We start from the raw sequence: 18,574 nt of genomic DNA, 5'->3' as shown, positions 1-18,574 counted from the left end.
GGAGAATGAGAATGGATGCCGTCGTGAAGTCTTTCCCTGCCCGCGCTGACCAGGCGGATATCGTCCGTCGACGTCCTTCGCGCGAGGAAGCGGAAGCGGCTGTGCGTACACTGATCGAATGGGTGGGCGATGATCCTGATCGCGAGGGTCTGCTTGATACCCCCCGGCGGATGGTCAAGGCCTGGGAAGATCTCTTCCGTGGCTACAAATTGTCCGCAGGCGAAGAACTCGATACCGTTTTCGAGGAAGTCGGCGGTTATGGCGACATCGTTCTGGTTCGCGACATCCCCTTCTTCTCGCATTGCGAGCACCACATCGTTCCGATCACTGGCAAGGCTCACATTGCTTATTATCCGCGCGATGGCGTTGTCGGCCTGTCGAAGCTGGCGCGTGTTGTTGATATCTTTGCCCGTCGCCTGCAGACGCAGGAAAACCTGACGGCCGAGATCTCCAACTCTATTGATGAGCATTTGAAACCGCGTGGTCTCGCTATCCTGCTCGAAGCCGAGCATATGTGCATGTCGATGCGTGGTGTGCAGAAGCATGGCGTGTCCACCGTCACCACCGGCTTCACCGGCGTCTTCCGCGACGATCCGAGCGAGCAGGCCCGCTTCATGATGCTCATCCGCGGCTTCAAGAGCTGAGCACAGAGCCAGACGGGTTTTCCGCTATGGTGACCCCAGATATGAGCGCCGTGACCCTGCGGGAGCAAGGCACGGCGTTTCTGCCGCGTTTTGATGCTGACGGATTGATCACCGCCATCACCCTTGACGCAGCGCGCGGCGATGTACTGATGGTCGCCCACATGAATGACGAGGCACTGCGCCTCACATTGACGACCGGCATCGCCCATTACTGGTCGCGCTCGCGCCGGCAATTGTGGAAAAAGGGCGAAACATCAGGCCAGCTACAGACGATTGTCGATATTGCGGTTGACTGCGATCAGGACGCGCTTTTGCTGCGCGTCGCCGTGGGCGGCGATGGTGGCGCCTGCCATACCGGCGCCCGCAGCTGTTTTTACCGCCGACTTGTGATCGATGACAGCGGCACCCCTCACCTCACACGCTTGCCCGACGCTGATTCACAACGCTAGATTTTTGCCGTAACAAACTGACAAGTCTCGTATTTGCTGACAACAAGCGGCGCAGGATACAATGATGACACCCTCTCCCCTCATCCGTGCCATCACCCCGCAGGATCGCACCGCGTGGGACGGGCTGTGGCAGGGATATCTGTCATTCTACGAGGTTCATCTGGCCACCGACATCACCGACGCCACGTTCGCGCGGGTGAGCCAGGGGAACGGCATCAACGGATTTATAGCGCTGTCACCCGAGGGGACGCCGCTTGGCCTCGTCCATTACACGTTCCACCCGTCAACCTGGAGCAAGGGCGGCTATTGTTATCTTGAGGATCTGTTCGTCAAACCTGAAGCGCGCGGCCTGCGGCTTGGCCGGGCACTCATCACCGCCACCGAAACCGCGGCACGGGACTACGGCGCCACCCGCCTTTACTGGAACACGGAAGAGTTCAACGGCACGGCAAGGCGGCTCTACGAGCGCCTTGCCAAACGCGCTCCGTTCGTGCGCTACCAGATCGCCCTGTAGACGGCTCACGCCGTGGCGATGTAATCGCGCATGGCGTTGGTCTCATGCTCAAGTTCGCTCAGCCGATACTTGACCACATCGCCAATCGAAATAATCCCCGCGAGCGTGCTGCCCACGACAACCGGCAGATGGCGGAATTTGCCCTCCGTCATCTGACGCATAAGGTCAGCGATCGATGCCTCCTGCGAACAGGTGGCAACGGTGCGCGTCATGATGGTCGACACCGGCAGATCGAGTACCGATGGCCCCTCGCCGTCAAGCGCCCGCACGACGTCCCGTTCTGACGCGATCCCGACGATCCGATCATCGGGGCCGGTGATGACAACCGCACCGATACGGCGCTTGGCCAGCATCGCCACGACGTGAGCAATGGTTGCGCTTGGAGCTGCGGTCGCGACGTCGCCCCCTTTGGCTTCCAGGATCTGCTTGACGATCATAGCCTTCCCCCTCTCGCCGTGGTCTTGCTGCCGACGGTTTCCTCAGCCTAGCACGATGCCCGCCAACCACAATTGCCGCAATCGCCCCGAGACAAAATGTGATTAATCAGCCAACCTTCGCGGCAAAATGGGATCAAACAGGGGAAAAAGGGCCAAGCCGGCAAGAAATCCACCCAGATGAGCTTCCCAGGCAATACTGGTCCCTTCTTCAAGACCACTTGGTATGATGCCGGACCCGAAGACAATTGTCAGGGCAAACCACAGGGCGACGAAGCCGAAGATGCGCGGGTTCGACAGCGACTGAAGCAAGGGCGGCGCCGGCCGCTGAAAGGCCAGCGCCCCTGATCCACGCAGGCCGCCGAGCGGCGCTCCTGCTTCGAAAACAAACCGGCAGGCGGCAGCCGTCAGACCAGAGATGGCAGCGGATGCGCCAACAACAGGCACGGCCTCGCCCACATGCGTCATGAAATGGGCGGCTGCGCCCCCAACCGAACACAGCAAGGAAAACAAAAGAAAGCGCCCTGGCCCGAACCGCCAGGCGACCGCGCTGCCAAAAACCACCAGCCACAGCGTATTGACCAAAACATGCTGCCAGTCGCCATGCAGCAACCCGTAGGTGATCGGGGACCACAACCGTGCCCATTGATCATCGGCGAACAATACGCGCGCAAACCCCTGATCGCTGTAGCGCAGCGGGATGAAGGAAAAGCGCAGGATGAGGTCTTCATCCCTTTCCGTTGCGATCCATTGACGCCAGCCATGAAGGCCGATCATCACGCCGGATAGGGCCACAATCACGCCGGGAAGATTGAAAAACGGCTCGTTTGCGGGGCCGGCTGGCGGCGTCTTGATCATATCATCCATGCCCCACGCTTAGGCATTCGCAAGCAGTCTGGCAATCGCAACGCGCGCTTCGCCGCGCCGCCCGCACCAGTTCACGCAGGCTGGCCTGATCCATCATGGTTAACAAAACATGGCACGGCGCATGCAGCGTGAGCCTGCCGACGACGTTCGACACGGTCAAACTGTGCCGAAATGGGATTGCGGGGATGGCGTTTCACAGCCAGGGCAGGCACCGGGGTAACGGAGTGATAAGACTATGATGCAGCGCAAGCCGCGTTTCGCGCACCAATCAACTGAACAACTATATGAATATTGGAACCAGCGCCGTGGTACACGTCCGGCACCGACGCGGGCAGAAATTGAGCCAAGTGATATCCGCAACATTCTCCCTGATACTTTTATTCTGTCGGTTGATGAGGGTCGCATTTCCTGGCGACTGGCGGGCATGCGCATCTGTACGCTTCACTGCCGTGAACTGAAGGAGCGTGACTTTCTCGCCGACTGGCTGGGGCGCGAGCGCGATACCATCGATTCTCTGCTCCGGGCGATCATTGCCGAGGCCGCTGTCACGGTTTTGCAGTTTCAGGGAAGCGCTGGCAAGGGGGCGCTGCTCAATGTCGAAATGGTCCTTATGCCTCTGTCGACATTCGGCCGCGCCAATCGCATATTAGGCGCCATGGGGACGCTGAACGATCCATACTGGATTGGCATCCAGCCACCGTCAAACCGAAAGATCGGTAATACGCGTCTGCTGTGGCCATCGGGCGCCCCAGACAATTTCTACGGTGAAACTCCCTCTCTCGCCTCGGCGCAGTCCCGTTTTACTCAGCTGATGACACCCGAAATCGAACTGGCGGCCGACCGTGCGCGCCGTTATCGCCATTTGACAGTGATGGATGGCGGTAAAAGCTGATGAGCGATCCAAGCGCGAAAAGCGGAGATAATTTTCGTGTGATCGTCCTGGTAGCCTTAGACTAACCGGTTCTTAAGGTTAAGCGGGGTAGTTTGTTGCCAAGTGATAACGCTTGAAGGCAAGCACGCACGACGATGAATGTAGCGCTCGCTCAAAATCGCCCGGGACAGACGCCGAAGCCACGCGAAAAGCGTCGCTTTCAGCGCGTCAGCATCTCCTTGCTCGGTCGCTATATGCTGCCAACCAAGCAGGAATATCCCTGCCAGGTTCTGGACATCTCGCCAGGCGGCGTTTCATTCCTCGCCCCTGAAACCTCGCTCGTCGGCGATATGGTGATTGCCTATATCGACCATGTGGGCCGGGTCGAGGGACGCATCGCACGCCTTATTCCCAATGGCTTTGCCATGACGATCGAGGCGACGGCGCGCAAACGCGACAAACTCGCCTCCCAGCTGACATGGCTCGCAAATCGTCATGTTCTGGGCCTGCCGGAAGATCGTCGCCATGAGCGCATTCTGCCGCGCAATCCCATGTCGCGCCTGACCTTGCCCGACGGCAGCGTGCAGGCATGCCGCCTCATCGACCTGTCCCTGTCAGGCGCTGCCATCAGCCTGCAGAACCGCCCGACTGTCGGAACACCCGTGCTGCTTGGCCGTATCCGCGCTCGCATCGTGCGTCATCTTGAAGCCGGTATCGCGCTCGAATTCGCCAGCATCCAGGACCCCGAGCACATCGAGCAGCAACTGCATTGACAGCCGGCTTCGTGCTGAGATGTGACGGTATAGGCCTCACTTTGTAAAAATTGTCGCTGCCGTTCATGGCGTCCACACGTCGAGTTCACCGATAATCGATACAATGACAGACCACAGGGCGCCGTGATGGCGCCCTTATTGTTTGTGCCCGCCTGCAGTCGCATGTGTTGGGGCAACATAGAGAGGCAAGGCTGAACGCACAGGCGTGCTCGCGCTCGAGGCGATCGCCTGGCCGCAACGCAGCGCTTTGTGGCGCACCACCTATCGCCCCGCTCATCCAGACCATTCCCCGACCAGCCTACGACGCGTCAGCGCAGCGCTGCCAGTTCGTTCGAATTTGAGACAAATTTGCGTCAATCTGGGATCGTATCTTGTGGTGGAGCAGCGTCTTCCATGGCTAATATTGTATTAAAGTAATCATTAAAATTAGACATAAATAATACTAAAACAATCATAAAACATACATAAAATACACGAATATTACTTAGCGTGACTGCAAATATTGTGTGTCATCTTCCCAATACTAACGGGGAGACACAGAACATGCAAAAACTAATCGCAACAGTAGGCGTCCTGGTGATGATCTTCAGCCTGTCACAGGCCATGGCCCGCGACGCCTTCACCCTGCCGGCCGAACCAGCGTCGGCGACAACATCAAATTACATCTCGATCAACGGCGAGACACGCCCGCCGTCGGGCTGGGTGCAGTTCTGCCGCAATTTTCCGGCTGAATGCGTTGAGAGCAACACCCCGCCGCGCGACGCCAAGATGTCCAAGGCCGCCTGGGCGCAGCTTGATGCGATCAACCGCCAGGTCAACAACGACATCATTCCAATCACCGACTGGGATCACTACGGCGTTGAGGATTACTGGACATACCCGGATGATGGAAAGGGTGATTGCGAGAAATATGTGCTCGAGAAGCGTCGGCGTCTCCACTAACTGGGCTGGCCGGAGAGTGCGCTGCTGATCACGGTCGTGCGTGACACGAAAAACGAGGGTCACGCTGTCCTGATGGTGCGCACCAGCGAAGGCGACGTCATCCTCGACAACCTGAACAATGACATCCGCCACTGGAGCAAAGTTCCTTACCGCTACGTCAAGCGTCAGTCGCAGTGGAGTGCGAATATCTGGGTATCGCTTGCCCCCCACGCAGGTGGATCCGACCTCGCGACCGCCACGCGCCGCTAACGTCAACCTATTGGATCCTCGGTCTCCCTGCCTCCCCGTCCCCGACCAGGATCCCAGAGCCGGTCCTCCCCCCAAGGACCGGCTCTTCTTTTTTAGCCGACGCGCTTCAAACCTTTGTTGAATCGTCTGAAATTGGCCTGATACCCTTTTGTCAGGCGAGCGATGTTCGCGATTGCCGCCTCGTCCAGCAGGCGGACAGCCTTGGCTGGCGCACCAAGGATCAGCGATCCTTCGGGAAAACTCTTGCCTTCGCCGACAAACGAATGAGCACCAACCAGGCTGTTGCGCCTGATGAGCGCGCCGTTCAGCACCACCGCACCCATGCCAACGAGCGAATTGGTCTCCATCGTGCATCCGTGCAGGATCGCCTGATGGCCGACCGTACAGCCGGCGGCGATCATCATCGGAAAGCCGATGTCGGTATGCAGGATCGAGCCATCCTGGATGTTGGACCCCTCGCCGATTTCGATCCACTCATTGTCGCCGCGCAAGACCGCCCCGAACCAGATACTGGCGCCCGGCTTCAGCCGCACCTTGCCGATGACGGCAGCGTTTTCAGCGATGAAGTAATCGCCATTGGCGGGAAGATCGGGACCAACCCCGTCTAGTTCATAGATGGCCATGTCTGCATGCTCCGTGATCGCGTGCGCCTCAAGACAAGCACAGCATCGCCTCAGGCAAAAAGCGCAATGTGCAGGCGAATGACGACATCAAGCACATAGACGCCGATAATAAAGCTCCACACTGAGACAAGGACGAGCGAGGCAGCCATCCATCCCCAGGCCCTGCCCTTGATCGTCCGCCCGCGCCACGCATTGCGGGCAATCACGGCCGGTCCCGTCACCGCCAGAAGCGGGAGAGCCACCAGGGAGCCTGCAGGCCCGCCCTCGGTCAGCAGCTTGAAAGACATGGGCTGGGTGGTGATGAGGCGATAACAGCTCGCCAGTATTCCCGCCGTTACAAAGCCAAGAGCGATCGCCCACAGCAGGACGCTGATAGTTGTCGACATGTTAACGCCTCACTCGCATTCCGTATCATTTTGATACGGCAGTCCCCCATATTCACTGAACCGCGCAAGCATCATACCGTTGCCGCAGCGGCACATGATTCGTCGCATGCGCTCTTGTCGGCTCATTTGGATTTCTGCACCCTTGGCAAACCGCATCCCTCTCTGGCCTTTTGCCGCCGTCAGCGTGCTGGCGGCCCTGGCTACGAGCGGGCTGGTGGTCCGGCCATCGATCGAAGCCTGGTGGTACAGCGAACGCGCGCCATTGCCGCCTGACCAGGTCCCGCGCCCGTTCCGCGTCACCGTCGGGACCGTGCCTCTGTCTGTGCCCTATGATCTGGTGCGCTTTCCCGGCCAGCGCCGGGACGCGGCCGTTGATCGTCTGGAGCTGGTTTTGCGCTGGCCGCCATCCAACGCATCCGGCGCCGATCAGGCGACAGGCACCACGGGAGATACCGATGTGTTCATTTCACTCAGCCCGCCTGATGACAGCCTCGACCCTACCCGCCGGCTGGGTGCCATCTATAACCGGCTGCTTGATCCGGCAACACTGAATGCGCCGCAAGGGCTGACCGGCCGGCGGTTCGTATCGGATTCAGGATATGTGGGTGAGGAGCTTTTCTATGACCCGGCGAGCCCCGCTTCCTATTTTGTGCGATGCGCCCCGCCCGTCACCGATCAACCCGGAACGTGTCTGCGCGAAATCCGACTGACCGAGCGGCTCGATGTCGTCTATCGCTTTCCCCGCAGCCTGCTGGGGCAATGGCGGCGGCTTGACGAGACCATATCAGCGCTCCTCGCCGCGATCAGCATAGCAGACCGCTGAGCGCCAGGCCGTTCAATCCTCGAGGTCGATTTCGAGAATTGCCATCTGGAAATTATAGGATGTCTCTCCGTCTTCCTTGTCCTCAAACATCACGCCAAGGAATTCATCGCCGACATACACTTCAGCCGAATCCGTTTTACGAGGGCGCGCGCGAACCGTAATCCCCTGATTATCAAATGTACGGCGCATGAAACGCTCGATCTTCTTCAGCTCTTCACCCGTCATCGGCAGTCCCTTTCGGCTTGCGCCGTTGCATCGTTACAAATTCGGCAGCGACCTGGCGCATCCCCGTCACGCCATGGAGGCGCCAGACCAGCGCCTCCACATCACCCTGATTTACGACCGCGACATGTGCCGCAATTCACCGGCAAGGACAAGCCGGCGGCGCGATCAAATGCTGAAAGTGAAATTCTGATCCATCTGCCGCGAGGGCTGGTCACAGCCCGATGTCCCGACAACCTTGGCGGGCACGCCGGCAACCGTCGTGCAGCGGGGCACATTGTCCAAAACCACCGAGCCGGCGCCAACGCGCGCGCATTCGCCAACTTCGATATTGCCAAGGATCTTGGCACCGCTGCCGATCAGCACGCCCCGGCGGATTTTGGGATGCCGGTCGCCGCTTTCCTTACCCGTGCCCCCAAGCGTGACGCTCTGCAGAATGGATACATCATCTTCAATCACCGTCGTCTCGCCCACTACCAGACCCGTCGCGTGATCAAGCAGAATACCGCGCCCGAGCCGAGCGGCGGGATGAATGTCAACACCGTAGGATGACGATGCCCTGCTCTGCAGATAGAGCGCAAAATCACGGCGCCCGCGCTGCCACATAAAATGTGCAAAGCGATGGGTCTGAATGGCAGAAAACCCTTTGAAATAGAGAATCGGCTCGATCATGCGCTTGCACGCAGCGTCGCGATCTATCACTGCCGAAATATCCGCCCGGAAGCTGTCGCCGATCGTCTCGTCCTGCTCAACCGCCATTTCAAACACCCGTCGCAGCAATTCGCCGGGCACGTCGGAATGATCAAGTCGCTGCGCCAGGCGGTGGATCACCGCATCCTCAAGCGTCGCATGCGACAGAACGGTGGCATAAACGAAGGAGGCGAGTGCCGGCTCCTCAGCAACGATCGCCTCAGCCTCGCCGCGTATCCGGTCCCAGACGGGATCGAGCAGCCGCAGCGTTCCTGGATTCCGCGTCGGCTGTGACGCCTGGTTGGTATTGGATGGCTGCATGGAAGGCTCCCCGCATTGAACTCAGCGATGTCTATATAGTTTGCTTTGTCGTCCACCGCGAGGGTTGCGCGCACATTCCCGCAATGTCAGTGCACTCGTACCTCGACCCAAGGATGATTCAAATGTTTAAAACATTATGTTATTTCATTGATCTGATGACGTATTTATCAATTTTATAGTAACTGACAGCATGTCACGGACGTTCGTCCAGGAAGGCGAGAACCGCTGCCTTGTGGCTCTTGTCGCCGACTGCCGACATATGATCGCGCTCGACAATCATGAACACCCCGGCCCCCGGAATAAGCGCCGCAAGCCCCTCGGGGCTTCCAACCCCAAGATCACGCGTGCCAACCGCAACCAGGGTTGGCACGCTGATTGCGCTCAGCGTTTCCGGCGCGACCGGCACCCGCATTGATGCAACACATGCCGCCAGCGCCAAACGATCGCTTTTCGTTTGATCGGCGAAGCTGCGATAGGCTTTGCCGGTGGGATCGGTCACACTGGCCGGATCCTCAGCGGTGAGCGCTTGAGCAATCGCGGCGCTGTGCGCCATGCCTTCGACAAGCCCGAGCCCGACGCCACCAAGAACCAGCGACCGCACGCGCTGCGGAGCGATTCCCGCGAGGCACAGAGCAAGCCGCGCGCCCATCGAATAGCCAATGATATCGGCGCGTTTGATCGCCAGATGATCGAGCAACGCCAGCGCATCGCCTGCCATCAGCTTCTGCTCATAATGCCCACTGTCATGCGGCTTGGCCGATTGCCCATGGCCACGATTATCAAGCGCGATCACCCGGTAGCCGCTCGCCGTCAATGTCTTGACCCAGCCCGGTGCAACCCAGTTCGTCTCCTTGTTGGAGGCAAAGCCATGGATAAGGATTATCGCCTCGCCCTCGCCCTCATCGAGATAGGCAATCTGCATGTCGCCATTTTTGAAGTCCGGCACGGGGGTCTCCTGTCGCTGTGCATTCTGTTCGAGACAAGCCAAATCGAACGCTGGCCTCATTCTGTCAATCACAGTATGGTCCCGCCATCGTTTGAGGATCGATCATGACAGACCACGCAGTCGCACATTTTCATAACAGCCCGGGCAAGTCCCTCATCAAGGTCGGCGCGCGCGAACTCATGTGCATGGGCGCCCTGCCGCCCTACGACCATCCCCATGTGTTCCTTGACATGGGAGCGGAGGGGGAAATCATCTGTCCCTATTGCTCGACGCTCTATCGCCATGACAGCAAGCTTGCCCCACGCCAGGCCGATCCGGCCGAATGCGCCTACAGCGCCGCGGCCTGACAACATCACCCTATGAACGGCCTCGACCGGCCCATCATCATCGCCGGCGCCGGCATTTCCGGGCTGAGTGCGGCATTGTGCCTGACGCGCGCCGGTTTTGACGTTCATCTGATCGAGCGCGCCGGCACGTTCGACGAGGTCGGCGCCGGCCTTCAGTTGTCGCCCAACGCCTCGCGCATCCTCATCACGCTTGGCCTTGACCGCCTGCTTGACCACCTGGTCGGCAAACCGCAATCATTGATGGTACGCAACGCTCATTCAGGACGCGTCCTGATCGATATGCCGTTTGGCGCCGAAGCCGTGCGCCGCTGGGGGGCGCCGATGTGGGTGGCGCACCGCGCCGATCTGCAGGCAGCACTCCTCACGCTGGTGCGGCAGGAGACGCGGCTACGTCTGTCACCTGGTCGAGAGGTAAGCGCGGTCACGGAAATGGCGACAAGCGTCAGCGCCGTCCTGCGTGGCGGTCCGCAGGATGAAGACGTGTCCACACCTCTTTTTCTGGCAGCCGACGGGCTGTGGTCGACATTGCGCAGCCCGATGGAAGGTGGCGCACCACCACGCTTTGCCGGGCGCTCGGCCTATCGCGCGACCGTTCCTGTGGACGGCGTTCCAGCACCTCTGCGCCGTAACGCCACCGGCTTGTGGCTCGGCCATCGCGCCCATCTCGTCCATTATCCGCTGCGCGGCGGCACGCTGGTGAATATCGTTGCCATTATTTCCGACGACCATCCCGAGGAAAGCTGGGCGGCGCAGGCTGATACCAATGACGTCCAGCAGCGCTTCGCCGATTTTGCCCCGCCCGCCCGGGAATTGCTGGCGCTGGCACCGGAATGGAAGCGGTGGCCGCTTTATATCCGCCCGCCGCTGCGCCGCTGGCCGGGCACGCGCCTGCTGCCCATCGGCGATGCCGCTCACCCCATGGTGCCCTTTCTTGCCCAAGGGGCCTCGATGGCGATAGAGGACGCCTGGGTACTCACAAGCTGCCTGAGCGAGGAGCCCGACATCAACAACGCTCTCGCCCGCTTCAAGCGCGAGCGCACCGCCCGCGTCACGCGCGTTCAGGCCGAAGCCATCCGCAACGGCCACGTCTTTCACCTGGGCGGGATCGCCGCGCTTGCCCGCGATATGGCACTCAGCGCATTAGGGCCCAAAGGCCTCGCCGCCAGATATGACTGGCTTTACGGCTTTCAAGCTTGATACCCCCCTCAGTGGATATTCTCGATCGCCAGCGCGATCCCCTGCCCGCCGCCAATGCACATGGTGATCAGCCCATACCGGCCATTGATACGCTTCAGCTCATACATCGCCTTGATGGTGATGACGGCTCCCGTCGCGCCGATCGGGTGGCCAAGCGCGATCGCTCCGCCATTGACGTTGACCTTGTCGGCGGGAAAACCAAGCTCGCGAGACACCGCGCAGGCTTGCGATGCAAAGGCCTCGTTCGATTCGATCACATCGAAATCCTTGATGGTAAGACCGGTCTTGTGCATGAGGCTGCGCACGGCATCGACCGGGCCGATGCCCATCACTTCCGGCGCCACGCCCGCATGGCCATAGCCGATGATGCGCGCCATCGGCTTGCGCTTGTCCGCCTCGGCGCGTTTGCCTGACATCAGCACCAGCGCCGCTGCGCCGTCATTGATGCCCGACGCATTGCCCGCCGTCACACTGCCCTCCTTGCTGAAGACCGGCTTCAATCCGGCAAGGATATCAGCCGTTGTATCGCCCTTGACGTGCTCATCACTGGCAAAATCGACCATGTCGCGGCCTTTCTTGACCTTGACCGCCATGATCTGTTCCTTGAAACGCCCTTCTTTGATGGCGTGTGCCGCACGCCGCTGGCTTTCGAGAGCAAACGCATCCTGATCAGCGCGCGAAATCTGCCAGCGCGCCGCAACGTTTTCTGCCGTCACCCCCATATGACCGTGGCCGAACGGGTCATGCAGGGCTCCCAGCATCATATCCACGAATTTGGCATCCCCCATGCGCTGACCCTGTCGCAGCCAGGGCGCGGCAAACGGCGCCCGCGACATCGTCTCAACCCCGCCGGCGACCGCCACCTCGGCATCCTCCAGCATGATCGTCTGGGCGGCCGAGATAATTGCCTGTACCCCCGACCCGCACAGCCGGTTCAGCGTCAGAGCCGGCACCTCCTGCGGGATACCGCCCTCCATGGCCGCCACGCGCGCCTGATACATGTCTTTGGGCTCGGTATGGATGACATTACCGAACACCACATGGCCGACCATCTCCGGCTTGACGTCAGCGCGCTGCAGCGCCTCGCGCGTCACCAGGGCGCCGAGCTGGGTTGGCGGCGAATCCTTGAGGCTGCCGGCGAATGTACCGATGCCTGTCCGCACACCTGAAAGGATCACCACATCTTGCGTCTTGCTCATCATGCTCTCCTGCTTGTTTTCATGAAAGCTAGACGAGGCGCGCACGAATGGCGAGACATCACGCGCGCTCAACAGGCGGTGATTTGGTCGAATACGAAAGAAAAGCGCAAAGATATCTTATTTTTCGGCGGCTATAAGCATTTATACGCGTTGATCAAGACGACCCTGATCCGCTCGGGAGGCTGGCATGTCTGTTGAAACAATCCTTTTTCTGTGCCCCGGCAATTTCGTTCGCTCCATTCTCGCCGAAGCCATCATGAACAAGCTGGGCGCGGGTCGCTTCCGTGCCTTCAGCGCCGGCATGAATCCGCACCGCTGCATTCATCGCGAGGTCCGCCATCTGCTCAAGGAGAGAGGCTTTGGCATCGAAGGACTGGCGTCAAAACCGGTTGAGCTGTTCATCGGGCCGAATGCGCCCCACCTCGATTATGTCATTACCCTGTGCGAAGCCTCCCAGGAAAAAGGCTGCCCGACATTCGCCGGTCAGCCGCAGCGCGCCCGCTGGTCGTTGCGTGACCCCTGCCAGGGCACCGCCAAGGGCGCCTCCCGCCAGGCAGTCGAAAGCGCCTTCCGCGATATTCATATGCTGATTGGCCTGTTTTTGCAGGCGCCCGATGCTGTCCACCGCCTGCTGCATCTGCCTGAAGGACATGTCGCATGCATGCCCCGAGCGCAGGCAGCCTGAGCGGTCACACCATCGCGATCGACAGAAGCCGACGCTCGCGCGGGTCCGAACTGTCGCGGATTTCGCGTGGCGCGCCCTCGTAGATGACGCCAACCTCGCCGGGCTTGCGCCAGCTCACGCGCACCGAGCGCATCGTCTGGGTATCGGGAAAATAAAGGAGAAACCCCTCGGGCAAAGTCACCGACGCCGACATCTTGAGGCGTACACCGGTTTCGGAAACATCGCGAATGGTGCAATCAACCACAAAGGAATAACCGCCATAGACGGCCTTCGCGCCCTTCAGGACGCGCTTTCTGGTCGCAACTCGCCGATTTTCCATAGGCAGTTCCTCTACGGCCGCTTCTGCGGCGTGTCCGTGATTAACACGCATCTGGTTACCAGCTTATTGAGACAGCGCCCCTCATTGACTAACCCGATAATCCTGACCAAAAGGAAGTACTCGACGTCCGCCTTCGTATTTTGTATCATGAATGCATGCGCAATTTTGAATCAGCCATTGGCATTACCCGCCGCTACCTGCATGACGAAGTAGCTGATCGGCTACGTGATCTCATTCTGAGTGGTGAACTCATCCCTACCTCCCGCATCAATGAGGCGGAGCTGTGTACGCGGTTCGGCACCTCGCGGACACCTTTACGCGAAGCGATCAAGATATTGGCAACAGAAGGTTTTCTTGATCTTTTGCCTAATCGTGGCGCCCGTGTTGCCACCATTTCGCTCGCCGAAATCGAGGAAATGGTGGAGGTCGTTGCGGGCCTTGAGGCAACCGCCGCTGAACTCGCCTGCCGGCGGATCACCGAAAAGGAGATTGCCGCCATCCAGGTCGACCACAACGCGATGCTGGCTGCATGGAAAGCGCGCGATGAAATTGCCTATTTCGAACTCAATCGCGCCATTCACGAGGCGGTGATGGCGGCAAGCCGCAACACCACGCTGATCCAGATCTATGCCGGCATTTCCAAGCGCATCCAGACCATGCGTTATCGCGCCCACAAGACCGAAGCGCAGTGGATCCGCGCCATTGGCGAGCATGAACGCATGCTGGCCCTCCTCATCGCCCGCGATGGTGACAAATTGGCGCAATTGATGAAGGATCACCTCCGCGGCAAGAAAGAGCCCATCGCCGCCGCCTATGGCGAAGCGTTGGAGATTGCGTGATAACGATGCATTGACGGCGAACTCTTTGCCGGTCCGATCGTCGCCGGCGGTGACAAGGTCGCCTTGCGCTCTCGCCGATGCCGCGCGTCACAGCCCTTTGAAAACATGGCATTTGAAAAAATCTGGTGCGGGCGGCCGGACTTGAACCGGCACAGACCTTTCGGTCCGACGGATTTTAAGTCCGTTGCGTCTACCGATTTCGCCACGCCCGCTTGAGAAGTGTTATAGGGCGGCAAACGCCAGCCGCAAAGGGCGAAAGGTTCACGCCTGTGCCCCCTTGGCAATCGGCGGCTGGAAGGAGAGCCCGGTATCCCACGGGAAGAAAATCCACGTATCCTGCGACACTTCGGTGACAAACGTGTCGACCAGCGGACGCCCGAGCGGCTTGGCGTACACGGTGGCGAAATGCGCCTTCGGCAGGAGCGCGCGCACCACTTGCGCCGTCTTGCCGGTATCGACCAGATCATCGACGATGAGAACGCTGCCGCCTCCCCCCTTGCCGATCTCGATGATATGGGGTGCGACCCCTTTCAGGACCTTGAGCTCACCCTGCTTGTTGCTGTCGTGATAGCTCGCCACGCTGATTGTCTCGATGACGCGGATATCAAGCTCGCGGGCGATGATCGCCGCCGGCACCAGCCCGCCGCGCGTCACGCAGACGATGGCTTCCCAGCTTCCAACGCCCGACAACCGCCACGCAAGCGCGCGCGAATCACGGTGGAACTGGTCCCAGGAGACCGGGAAGGCTTTGTTGGCTTCAGACATGGGTGTGTCTCGCATCTTGCGTTGGCGTAGGGTGAAACGAGGTTAGATCGGAGCGCTGTCAGCCTGCAACCGGGCGATCATCGCCCCGACCTCGCTCACGGCGCGCTCCAGGGCCTCTTCCTCCTTGCCGCGCACCACGATCTGGTTGCGAAAGCCCCCGGCCTGAAACGACGGATAGCTGCCAATCGACACCGCCGTATGGCGCAGGGCAAGCTCGCCAAGGCTCGCCGCATAGCGCCCTTCCGGCAGGCCGGCGGCATCGATTGTGCGGGCAATCATCTTCTGCCCGGTTTTGAGCCGGCCCGAGACGTCATCCAGCATTGCCTGCATGATGTTTGGCACACCCGCCATGACGATGACATTGCCCAGCATGAAGCCTGGCGCCTTGGAAATGGGGTTGGCGATGAGGTCAGCGCCAGCGGGAATGCGCGCCATGCGCAGGCGCGCCGGATTGAGATCCTCGCGCTTGTAGCGCTCGAGCATCACGTTGACCGCCCGCTCATCGATATCAATCCCAACCCCGAAAGCCTTGGCGATGCAGTCAGCCGTGATGTCGTCGTGGGTCGGACCGATGCCCCCGGTGGTGAAGAGGTAGGTGAAGCGCGATCGCAGCGCATTCACCGCCGCCACGATCTCCGCCTCGATATCCGGCACCACCCTGACCTCGCGAAGGTCGATGCCGATGGCCGTCAGATACTCAGCGATATACCCGATATTCTTGTCCTTGGTGCGCCCCGACAAGATTTCATCGCCGATCACCAGGACAGCTGCCGTTATCGTCTGCCCGTCATGTGCCATGCATCGCCCTCACTGCATGCCCATAGACGAAGGTGGGCGATGTCTCAAGCGCCCTGCTCCGCCACGGCGCCGATGGCGACAACGAAACCCAAGCCTTGCATCCGACCTGCAAATTGCGCCATACAGTCCTATCTTCACCCGAGCACGCGATTTGCGATGACCTTCATCGACGCCGGCCTGTCGCCCGCACGCAATACCGGGCGCATCAAGATCCATACGCAGGACGCCTTTCTTGCCATGCATGAGGCTGGCAGGCTGACGGCTCTTGCGCTCGACATGATGACGAACGAGGTGAGGCCGGGCATCACCACCGAGTATCTGGACAAGCTGCTGCATCAGTTCGCGCTCGACCATGGGGCCTTCCCTGCGCCGCTCAACTATCGAGGATACACGAAGTCGATCTGCACCTCGCTCAACCACGTTGTCTGCCACGGCATTCCCAACGACAAACCGCTGCGCGAGGGTGATATCCTGAATATCGATGTCACACTCATCTATCATGGCTGGCATGGCGACAGTTCCCGCATGTATGCGGTGGGCGGGATTTCGCGGAAGGCCGAGCGCCTCATCGACGTCACTTACGAAGCGCTGCTGCGCGGGCTGGCAGCGATCCGCCCCGGCGCCACCACTGGCGATATCGGCGCGGCGATCCAGGATTTTGCCGAAAAGGAGCGCTGTTCGGTGGTACGGGATTTCTGTGGCCATGGTATCGGCCAGCTTTTTCACGACGCCCCCAACATCCTGCATTACGGGCGTAGCGGAGAAGGCGTCGTGCTGCAGCCAGGCATGATGTTCACGGTCGAGCCGATGATCAATCTCGGACGCCCCCATGTGAAGATCCTGTCGGATGGGTGGACGGCGGTCACCCGCGACCGCTCCCTGTCCGCCCAGTTCGAGCACACTGTCGGCATAACCGAGACGGGGGTGGATATTTTCACACTGTCGCCGGCTGGCCTGCACCGGCCGACCTTTGCGCGCGCCGGCTGATTGCATTCCATGAGTGATGACAGCGAACAACCCGCTGGCATGGCAGATGGACCGCATTGGCTTGGCCATCGTGAACGCTTGCGTCACCGCTTCCGCGAAGGCGGCCCCGACGCAATTGCCGATTATGAATTGCTGGAATTGCTGCTCTTTCGCGCCATGCCCCGGCGCGATGTGAAGCCGATTGCCAAGGAGCTTTTGCGCAAATTCGGCAGTTTCGCCGAAGTGATCGCCGCGCCCGAGGCAAGGCTGTGCGAGGTGAGCGGCATCGGCGCCTCGGCGGTCATTGAATTCAAGATCGTACTGGCCGCCGCCAACCGCCTGACCAAAGGCAAGGTCAAGGGGCGCACCGTCCTGCAGTCATGGAGCACGGTGCTCGACTATTGCCGCTCGACCATGGCATTCGGGGCGATTGAGCAGTTCCGCGTGCTCTTTCTCGACAAGAAGAACGGTCTCATCGCCGACGAGGTCCAGCAGTCCGGAACGGTCGATCATACGCCGGTTTATCCACGTGAAGTGGTGAAACGGGCGCTTGAACTCTCGGCAAGTGCCCTCGTCCTCGTGCACAATCACCCCTCGGGCGATCCAACCCCCTCCCAGGCCGATATCACCATGACCCGCCAGATCATCGATATCGCCAAACCGCTCGGCATCGACATCCATGATCACATCATTGTCGGAAAGGCAGGGCATATCAGCTTCCGCGCCGCCCGTTTATTGTAGCGCAGGCTGTCGCAGCTGTTATTTGCTGCACCGGCCTGATGCAGACAGACCACGCTGACCAGCCGCAGGTACGCACCCAGACTGCTCCGTTATCGTTCTCTGAAAGGAATAAACATGCCCCATATCACTCCCCTTGCCCACGCTGATAGCACTGGCGACGTCAAGACGACGCTCGATACCATCAAAAACAGGATCGGCATGGTGCCCAATCTCTACGCGACGCTTGCCAAGGCACCCGCTGCCCTCAATGGCTTGCTGGCGCTCGGTGGCGCCCTCGAGAAAGGCCATCTGAGCAAACCGGAAGCGGAACTCATCGCCCTCATCGTTGGCCAGTTGAACGATTGCTCCTATTGCATCTCCGCCCATTCGATGATCGCCAAGGGCGCAGGTATCAGCCCGGCCGACATTCTGGCTGCGCGCGCCGGCACGCTGACAGGCGGGCGCAATGGCGCCATCGTCGCGCTTGCCAATTCCGCGCCGCCCGTTTATTGTAGCGCAGGCTGTCGCAGCTGTTATTTGCTGCACCGGCCTGATGCAGACAGACCACGCTGACCAGCCGCAGGTACGCACCCAGACTGCTCCGTTATCGTTCTCTGAAAGGAATAAACATGCCCCATATCACTCCCCTTGCCCACGCTGATAGCACTGGCGACGTCAAGACGACGCTCGATACCATCAAAAACAGGATCGGCATGGTGCCCAATCTCTACGCGACGCTTGCCAAGGCACCCGCTGCCCTCAATGGCTTGCTGGCGCTCGGTGGCGCCCTCGAGAAAGGCCATCTGAGCAAACCGGAAGCGGAACTCATCGCCCTCATCGTTGGCCAGTTGAACGATTGCTCCTATTGCATCTCCGCCCATTCGATGATCGCCAAGGGCGCAGGTATCAGCCCGGCCGACATTCTGGCTGCGCGCGCCGGCACGCTGACAGGCGGGCGCAATGGCGCCATCGTCGCGCTTGCCAA

Annotated in this window: 26 protein-coding genes, 1 tRNA gene and 1 pseudogene; 16 read left to right on the top strand and 12 right to left on the bottom strand. The window is 60.1% G+C overall.

The genetic code is table 11. The features are described 5' to 3' along the window. Nucleotides 1–11: 11 nt before the first annotated feature. The 3 genes from folE (at nucleotide 12) to ACINK1_RS07300 (ending at nucleotide 1,607) form a co-directional block, all read left to right on the top strand. Nucleotides 12–644 carry a GTP cyclohydrolase I FolE gene (gene folE, locus ACINK1_RS07310; protein ID WP_376801144.1) on the top strand — a complete coding sequence of 211 codons (633 nt, stop codon included), beginning with the start codon at nucleotides 12–14 and terminating at the stop codon, nucleotides 642–644. A gap of 41 nt (nucleotides 645–685) precedes the next feature. Continuing rightward, entirely contained in the window at nucleotides 686–1,093 is a 408-nt protein-coding gene (gene hisI, locus ACINK1_RS07305) for a phosphoribosyl-AMP cyclohydrolase (protein WP_376801145.1), read from the top strand. A gap of 64 nt (nucleotides 1,094–1,157) precedes the next feature. Then, entirely contained in the window at nucleotides 1,158–1,607 is a 450-nt protein-coding gene (locus ACINK1_RS07300) for an N-acetyltransferase (RefSeq protein ID WP_376801146.1), read from the top strand. Between the two features lie 5 nt (nucleotides 1,608–1,612). Here the strand turns inward: ACINK1_RS07300 and ACINK1_RS07295 are convergent, their stop codons facing one another. Further along, nucleotides 1,613–2,044 (bottom strand): CBS domain-containing protein, encoded by a 432-nt coding sequence (locus tag ACINK1_RS07295; protein ID WP_376801147.1) that lies wholly within the window; start codon nucleotides 2,042–2,044, stop codon nucleotides 1,613–1,615. A gap of 102 nt (nucleotides 2,045–2,146) precedes the next feature. After that, complete coding sequence (locus tag ACINK1_RS07290) at nucleotides 2,147–2,908, bottom strand: rhomboid family intramembrane serine protease (protein WP_376801148.1); 762 nt, start codon at nucleotides 2,906–2,908, stop codon at nucleotides 2,147–2,149. A 235-nt stretch (nucleotides 2,909–3,143) separates the two neighbouring features. Between ACINK1_RS07290 and ACINK1_RS07285 the strand changes: the two genes are divergently transcribed. The 3 genes and pseudogenes from ACINK1_RS07285 to ACINK1_RS07275 all read left to right on the top strand — a co-directional run bounded on the left by ACINK1_RS07285 (nucleotide 3,144) and on the right by ACINK1_RS07275 (nucleotide 5,743). Next, complete coding sequence (locus ACINK1_RS07285) at nucleotides 3,144–3,800, top strand: PAS domain-containing protein (protein WP_376801149.1); 657 nt, start codon at nucleotides 3,144–3,146, stop codon at nucleotides 3,798–3,800. A gap of 134 nt (nucleotides 3,801–3,934) precedes the next feature. Next, entirely contained in the window at nucleotides 3,935–4,552 is a 618-nt protein-coding gene (locus ACINK1_RS07280; protein WP_376801150.1) for a PilZ domain-containing protein, read from the top strand. A 543-nt stretch (nucleotides 4,553–5,095) separates the two neighbouring features. Further along, nucleotides 5,096–5,743, top strand: a pseudogene (locus ACINK1_RS07275) (transglutaminase-like cysteine peptidase). A 92-nt stretch (nucleotides 5,744–5,835) separates the two neighbouring features. Here ACINK1_RS07275 and ACINK1_RS07270 read toward each other — a convergent pair. Together ACINK1_RS07270 and ACINK1_RS07265 are read right to left on the bottom strand one after the other, a co-directional pair. Then, nucleotides 5,836–6,366: a gamma carbonic anhydrase family protein gene (locus ACINK1_RS07270; protein ID WP_376801152.1), complete on the bottom strand. Its 531-nt coding sequence runs from the start codon at nucleotides 6,364–6,366 to the stop codon at nucleotides 5,836–5,838. A 50-nt stretch (nucleotides 6,367–6,416) separates the two neighbouring features. After that, the gene (locus tag ACINK1_RS07265; RefSeq protein ID WP_376801153.1) at nucleotides 6,417–6,752 is read right to left on the bottom strand and encodes a DUF6949 family protein; all 336 of its coding nucleotides are present in this window, start codon (nucleotides 6,750–6,752) and stop codon (nucleotides 6,417–6,419) included. Between the two features lie 142 nt (nucleotides 6,753–6,894). Here ACINK1_RS07265 and ACINK1_RS07260 point away from each other — a divergent pair, with 142 nt between their 5' ends. After that, complete coding sequence (locus ACINK1_RS07260; protein ID WP_376801154.1) at nucleotides 6,895–7,575, top strand: hypothetical protein; 681 nt, start codon at nucleotides 6,895–6,897, stop codon at nucleotides 7,573–7,575. A gap of 12 nt (nucleotides 7,576–7,587) precedes the next feature. Here ACINK1_RS07260 and ACINK1_RS07255 read toward each other — a convergent pair whose 3' ends face one another. The 3 genes from ACINK1_RS07255 to ACINK1_RS07245 all read right to left on the bottom strand — a co-directional run bounded on the left by ACINK1_RS07255 (nucleotide 7,588) and on the right by ACINK1_RS07245 (nucleotide 9,754). Next, nucleotides 7,588–7,800, bottom strand: coding sequence for a DUF3126 family protein (locus ACINK1_RS07255; RefSeq protein ID WP_376801155.1), 213 nt, complete (start codon nucleotides 7,798–7,800; stop codon nucleotides 7,588–7,590). A 165-nt stretch (nucleotides 7,801–7,965) separates the two neighbouring features. Then, the gene (cysE, locus tag ACINK1_RS07250; RefSeq protein WP_376801156.1) at nucleotides 7,966–8,808 is read right to left on the bottom strand and encodes a serine O-acetyltransferase; all 843 of its coding nucleotides are present in this window, start codon (nucleotides 8,806–8,808) and stop codon (nucleotides 7,966–7,968) included. A 193-nt stretch (nucleotides 8,809–9,001) separates the two neighbouring features. Further along, nucleotides 9,002–9,754, bottom strand: a complete 753-nt coding sequence (locus ACINK1_RS07245; RefSeq protein ID WP_376801157.1) for an alpha/beta fold hydrolase — start codon at nucleotides 9,752–9,754, stop codon at nucleotides 9,002–9,004. A gap of 104 nt (nucleotides 9,755–9,858) precedes the next feature. On the opposite strand from ACINK1_RS07245, the gene ACINK1_RS07240 reads away from it, so the two are divergent. Then, nucleotides 9,859–10,101: a zinc-finger domain-containing protein gene (locus ACINK1_RS07240; RefSeq protein ID WP_376801158.1), complete on the top strand. Its 243-nt coding sequence runs from the start codon at nucleotides 9,859–9,861 to the stop codon at nucleotides 10,099–10,101. Between the two features lie 12 nt (nucleotides 10,102–10,113). After that, nucleotides 10,114–11,298 (top strand): FAD-dependent monooxygenase, encoded by a 1,185-nt coding sequence (locus tag ACINK1_RS07235; protein ID WP_376801159.1) that lies wholly within the window; start codon nucleotides 10,114–10,116, stop codon nucleotides 11,296–11,298. A gap of 8 nt (nucleotides 11,299–11,306) precedes the next feature. Here the strand turns inward: ACINK1_RS07235 and ACINK1_RS07230 are convergent, their stop codons facing one another. Beyond that, a complete protein-coding gene (locus ACINK1_RS07230; RefSeq protein WP_376801160.1) occupies nucleotides 11,307–12,497 on the bottom strand; it encodes an acetyl-CoA C-acyltransferase family protein in 1,191 nt (396 codons plus the stop codon). 21 nt (nucleotides 12,498–12,518) lie between these two features. On the opposite strand from ACINK1_RS07230, the gene ACINK1_RS07225 reads away from it, so the two are divergent. Both ACINK1_RS07225 and ACINK1_RS07220 read left to right on the top strand, forming a co-directional pair. Beyond that, complete coding sequence (locus tag ACINK1_RS07225) at nucleotides 12,519–12,695, top strand: hypothetical protein (RefSeq protein WP_376801161.1); 177 nt, start codon at nucleotides 12,519–12,521, stop codon at nucleotides 12,693–12,695. Continuing rightward, nucleotides 12,685–13,182, top strand: coding sequence for an arsenate reductase ArsC (locus tag ACINK1_RS07220; protein ID WP_376801162.1), 498 nt, complete (start codon nucleotides 12,685–12,687; stop codon nucleotides 13,180–13,182). Before ACINK1_RS07225 ends, ACINK1_RS07220 begins: the two co-directional genes overlap by 11 nt. A gap of 4 nt (nucleotides 13,183–13,186) precedes the next feature. Here ACINK1_RS07220 and ACINK1_RS07215 read toward each other — a convergent pair whose 3' ends face one another. Then, nucleotides 13,187–13,501, bottom strand: coding sequence for a PilZ domain-containing protein (locus ACINK1_RS07215; RefSeq protein WP_376801163.1), 315 nt, complete (start codon nucleotides 13,499–13,501; stop codon nucleotides 13,187–13,189). 155 nt (nucleotides 13,502–13,656) lie between these two features. On the opposite strand from ACINK1_RS07215, the gene ACINK1_RS07210 reads away from it, so the two are divergent. Then, on the top strand, nucleotides 13,657–14,340 hold the full coding sequence (locus tag ACINK1_RS07210) for a GntR family transcriptional regulator (RefSeq protein ID WP_376801164.1): 684 nt from the start codon (nucleotides 13,657–13,659) through the stop codon (nucleotides 14,338–14,340). Nucleotides 14,341–14,463: 123 nt separating this feature from the next. Here ACINK1_RS07210 and ACINK1_RS07205 read toward each other — a convergent pair. From ACINK1_RS07205 to ACINK1_RS07195, 3 genes are all read right to left on the bottom strand, one after another. Further along, nucleotides 14,464–14,552 (bottom strand) — tRNA-Leu (locus tag ACINK1_RS07205). A gap of 49 nt (nucleotides 14,553–14,601) precedes the next feature. Continuing rightward, nucleotides 14,602–15,105 carry a xanthine phosphoribosyltransferase gene (gene gpt, locus ACINK1_RS07200; RefSeq protein WP_376801165.1) on the bottom strand — a complete coding sequence of 168 codons (504 nt, stop codon included), beginning with the start codon at nucleotides 15,103–15,105 and terminating at the stop codon, nucleotides 14,602–14,604. 42 nt (nucleotides 15,106–15,147) lie between these two features. Next, on the bottom strand, nucleotides 15,148–15,903 hold the full coding sequence (locus ACINK1_RS07195) for a competence/damage-inducible protein A (RefSeq protein WP_376801166.1): 756 nt from the start codon (nucleotides 15,901–15,903) through the stop codon (nucleotides 15,148–15,150). Nucleotides 15,904–16,059: 156 nt separating this feature from the next. Between ACINK1_RS07195 and map the strand changes: the two genes are divergently transcribed. From map to ACINK1_RS07175, 4 genes are all read left to right on the top strand, one after another. Further along, nucleotides 16,060–16,890, top strand: coding sequence for a type I methionyl aminopeptidase (gene map, locus ACINK1_RS07190; RefSeq protein WP_376801167.1), 831 nt, complete (start codon nucleotides 16,060–16,062; stop codon nucleotides 16,888–16,890). Nucleotides 16,891–16,899: 9 nt separating this feature from the next. After that, entirely contained in the window at nucleotides 16,900–17,610 is a 711-nt protein-coding gene (gene radC, locus ACINK1_RS07185; protein ID WP_376801168.1) for a DNA repair protein RadC, read from the top strand. A 114-nt stretch (nucleotides 17,611–17,724) separates the two neighbouring features. Further along, entirely contained in the window at nucleotides 17,725–18,162 is a 438-nt protein-coding gene (locus ACINK1_RS07180) for a carboxymuconolactone decarboxylase family protein (protein WP_395760046.1), read from the top strand. Nucleotides 18,163–18,218: 56 nt separating this feature from the next. Continuing rightward, nucleotides 18,219–18,574, top strand: a 356-nt coding sequence (locus ACINK1_RS07175) for a carboxymuconolactone decarboxylase family protein (protein ID WP_395760045.1), incomplete at its 3' end; no start/stop codon positions are given.

The organism is Raskinella chloraquaticus (SeqCode) (assembly GCF_021731865.1).
Lineage (GTDB): Bacteria > Pseudomonadota > Alphaproteobacteria > Rhizobiales > UBA4765 > Raskinella > Raskinella chloraquaticus.
The sequence above is the reverse complement of the archived record's forward strand: the minus strand, read 5'-3'. Positions and strand labels throughout refer to the sequence as shown.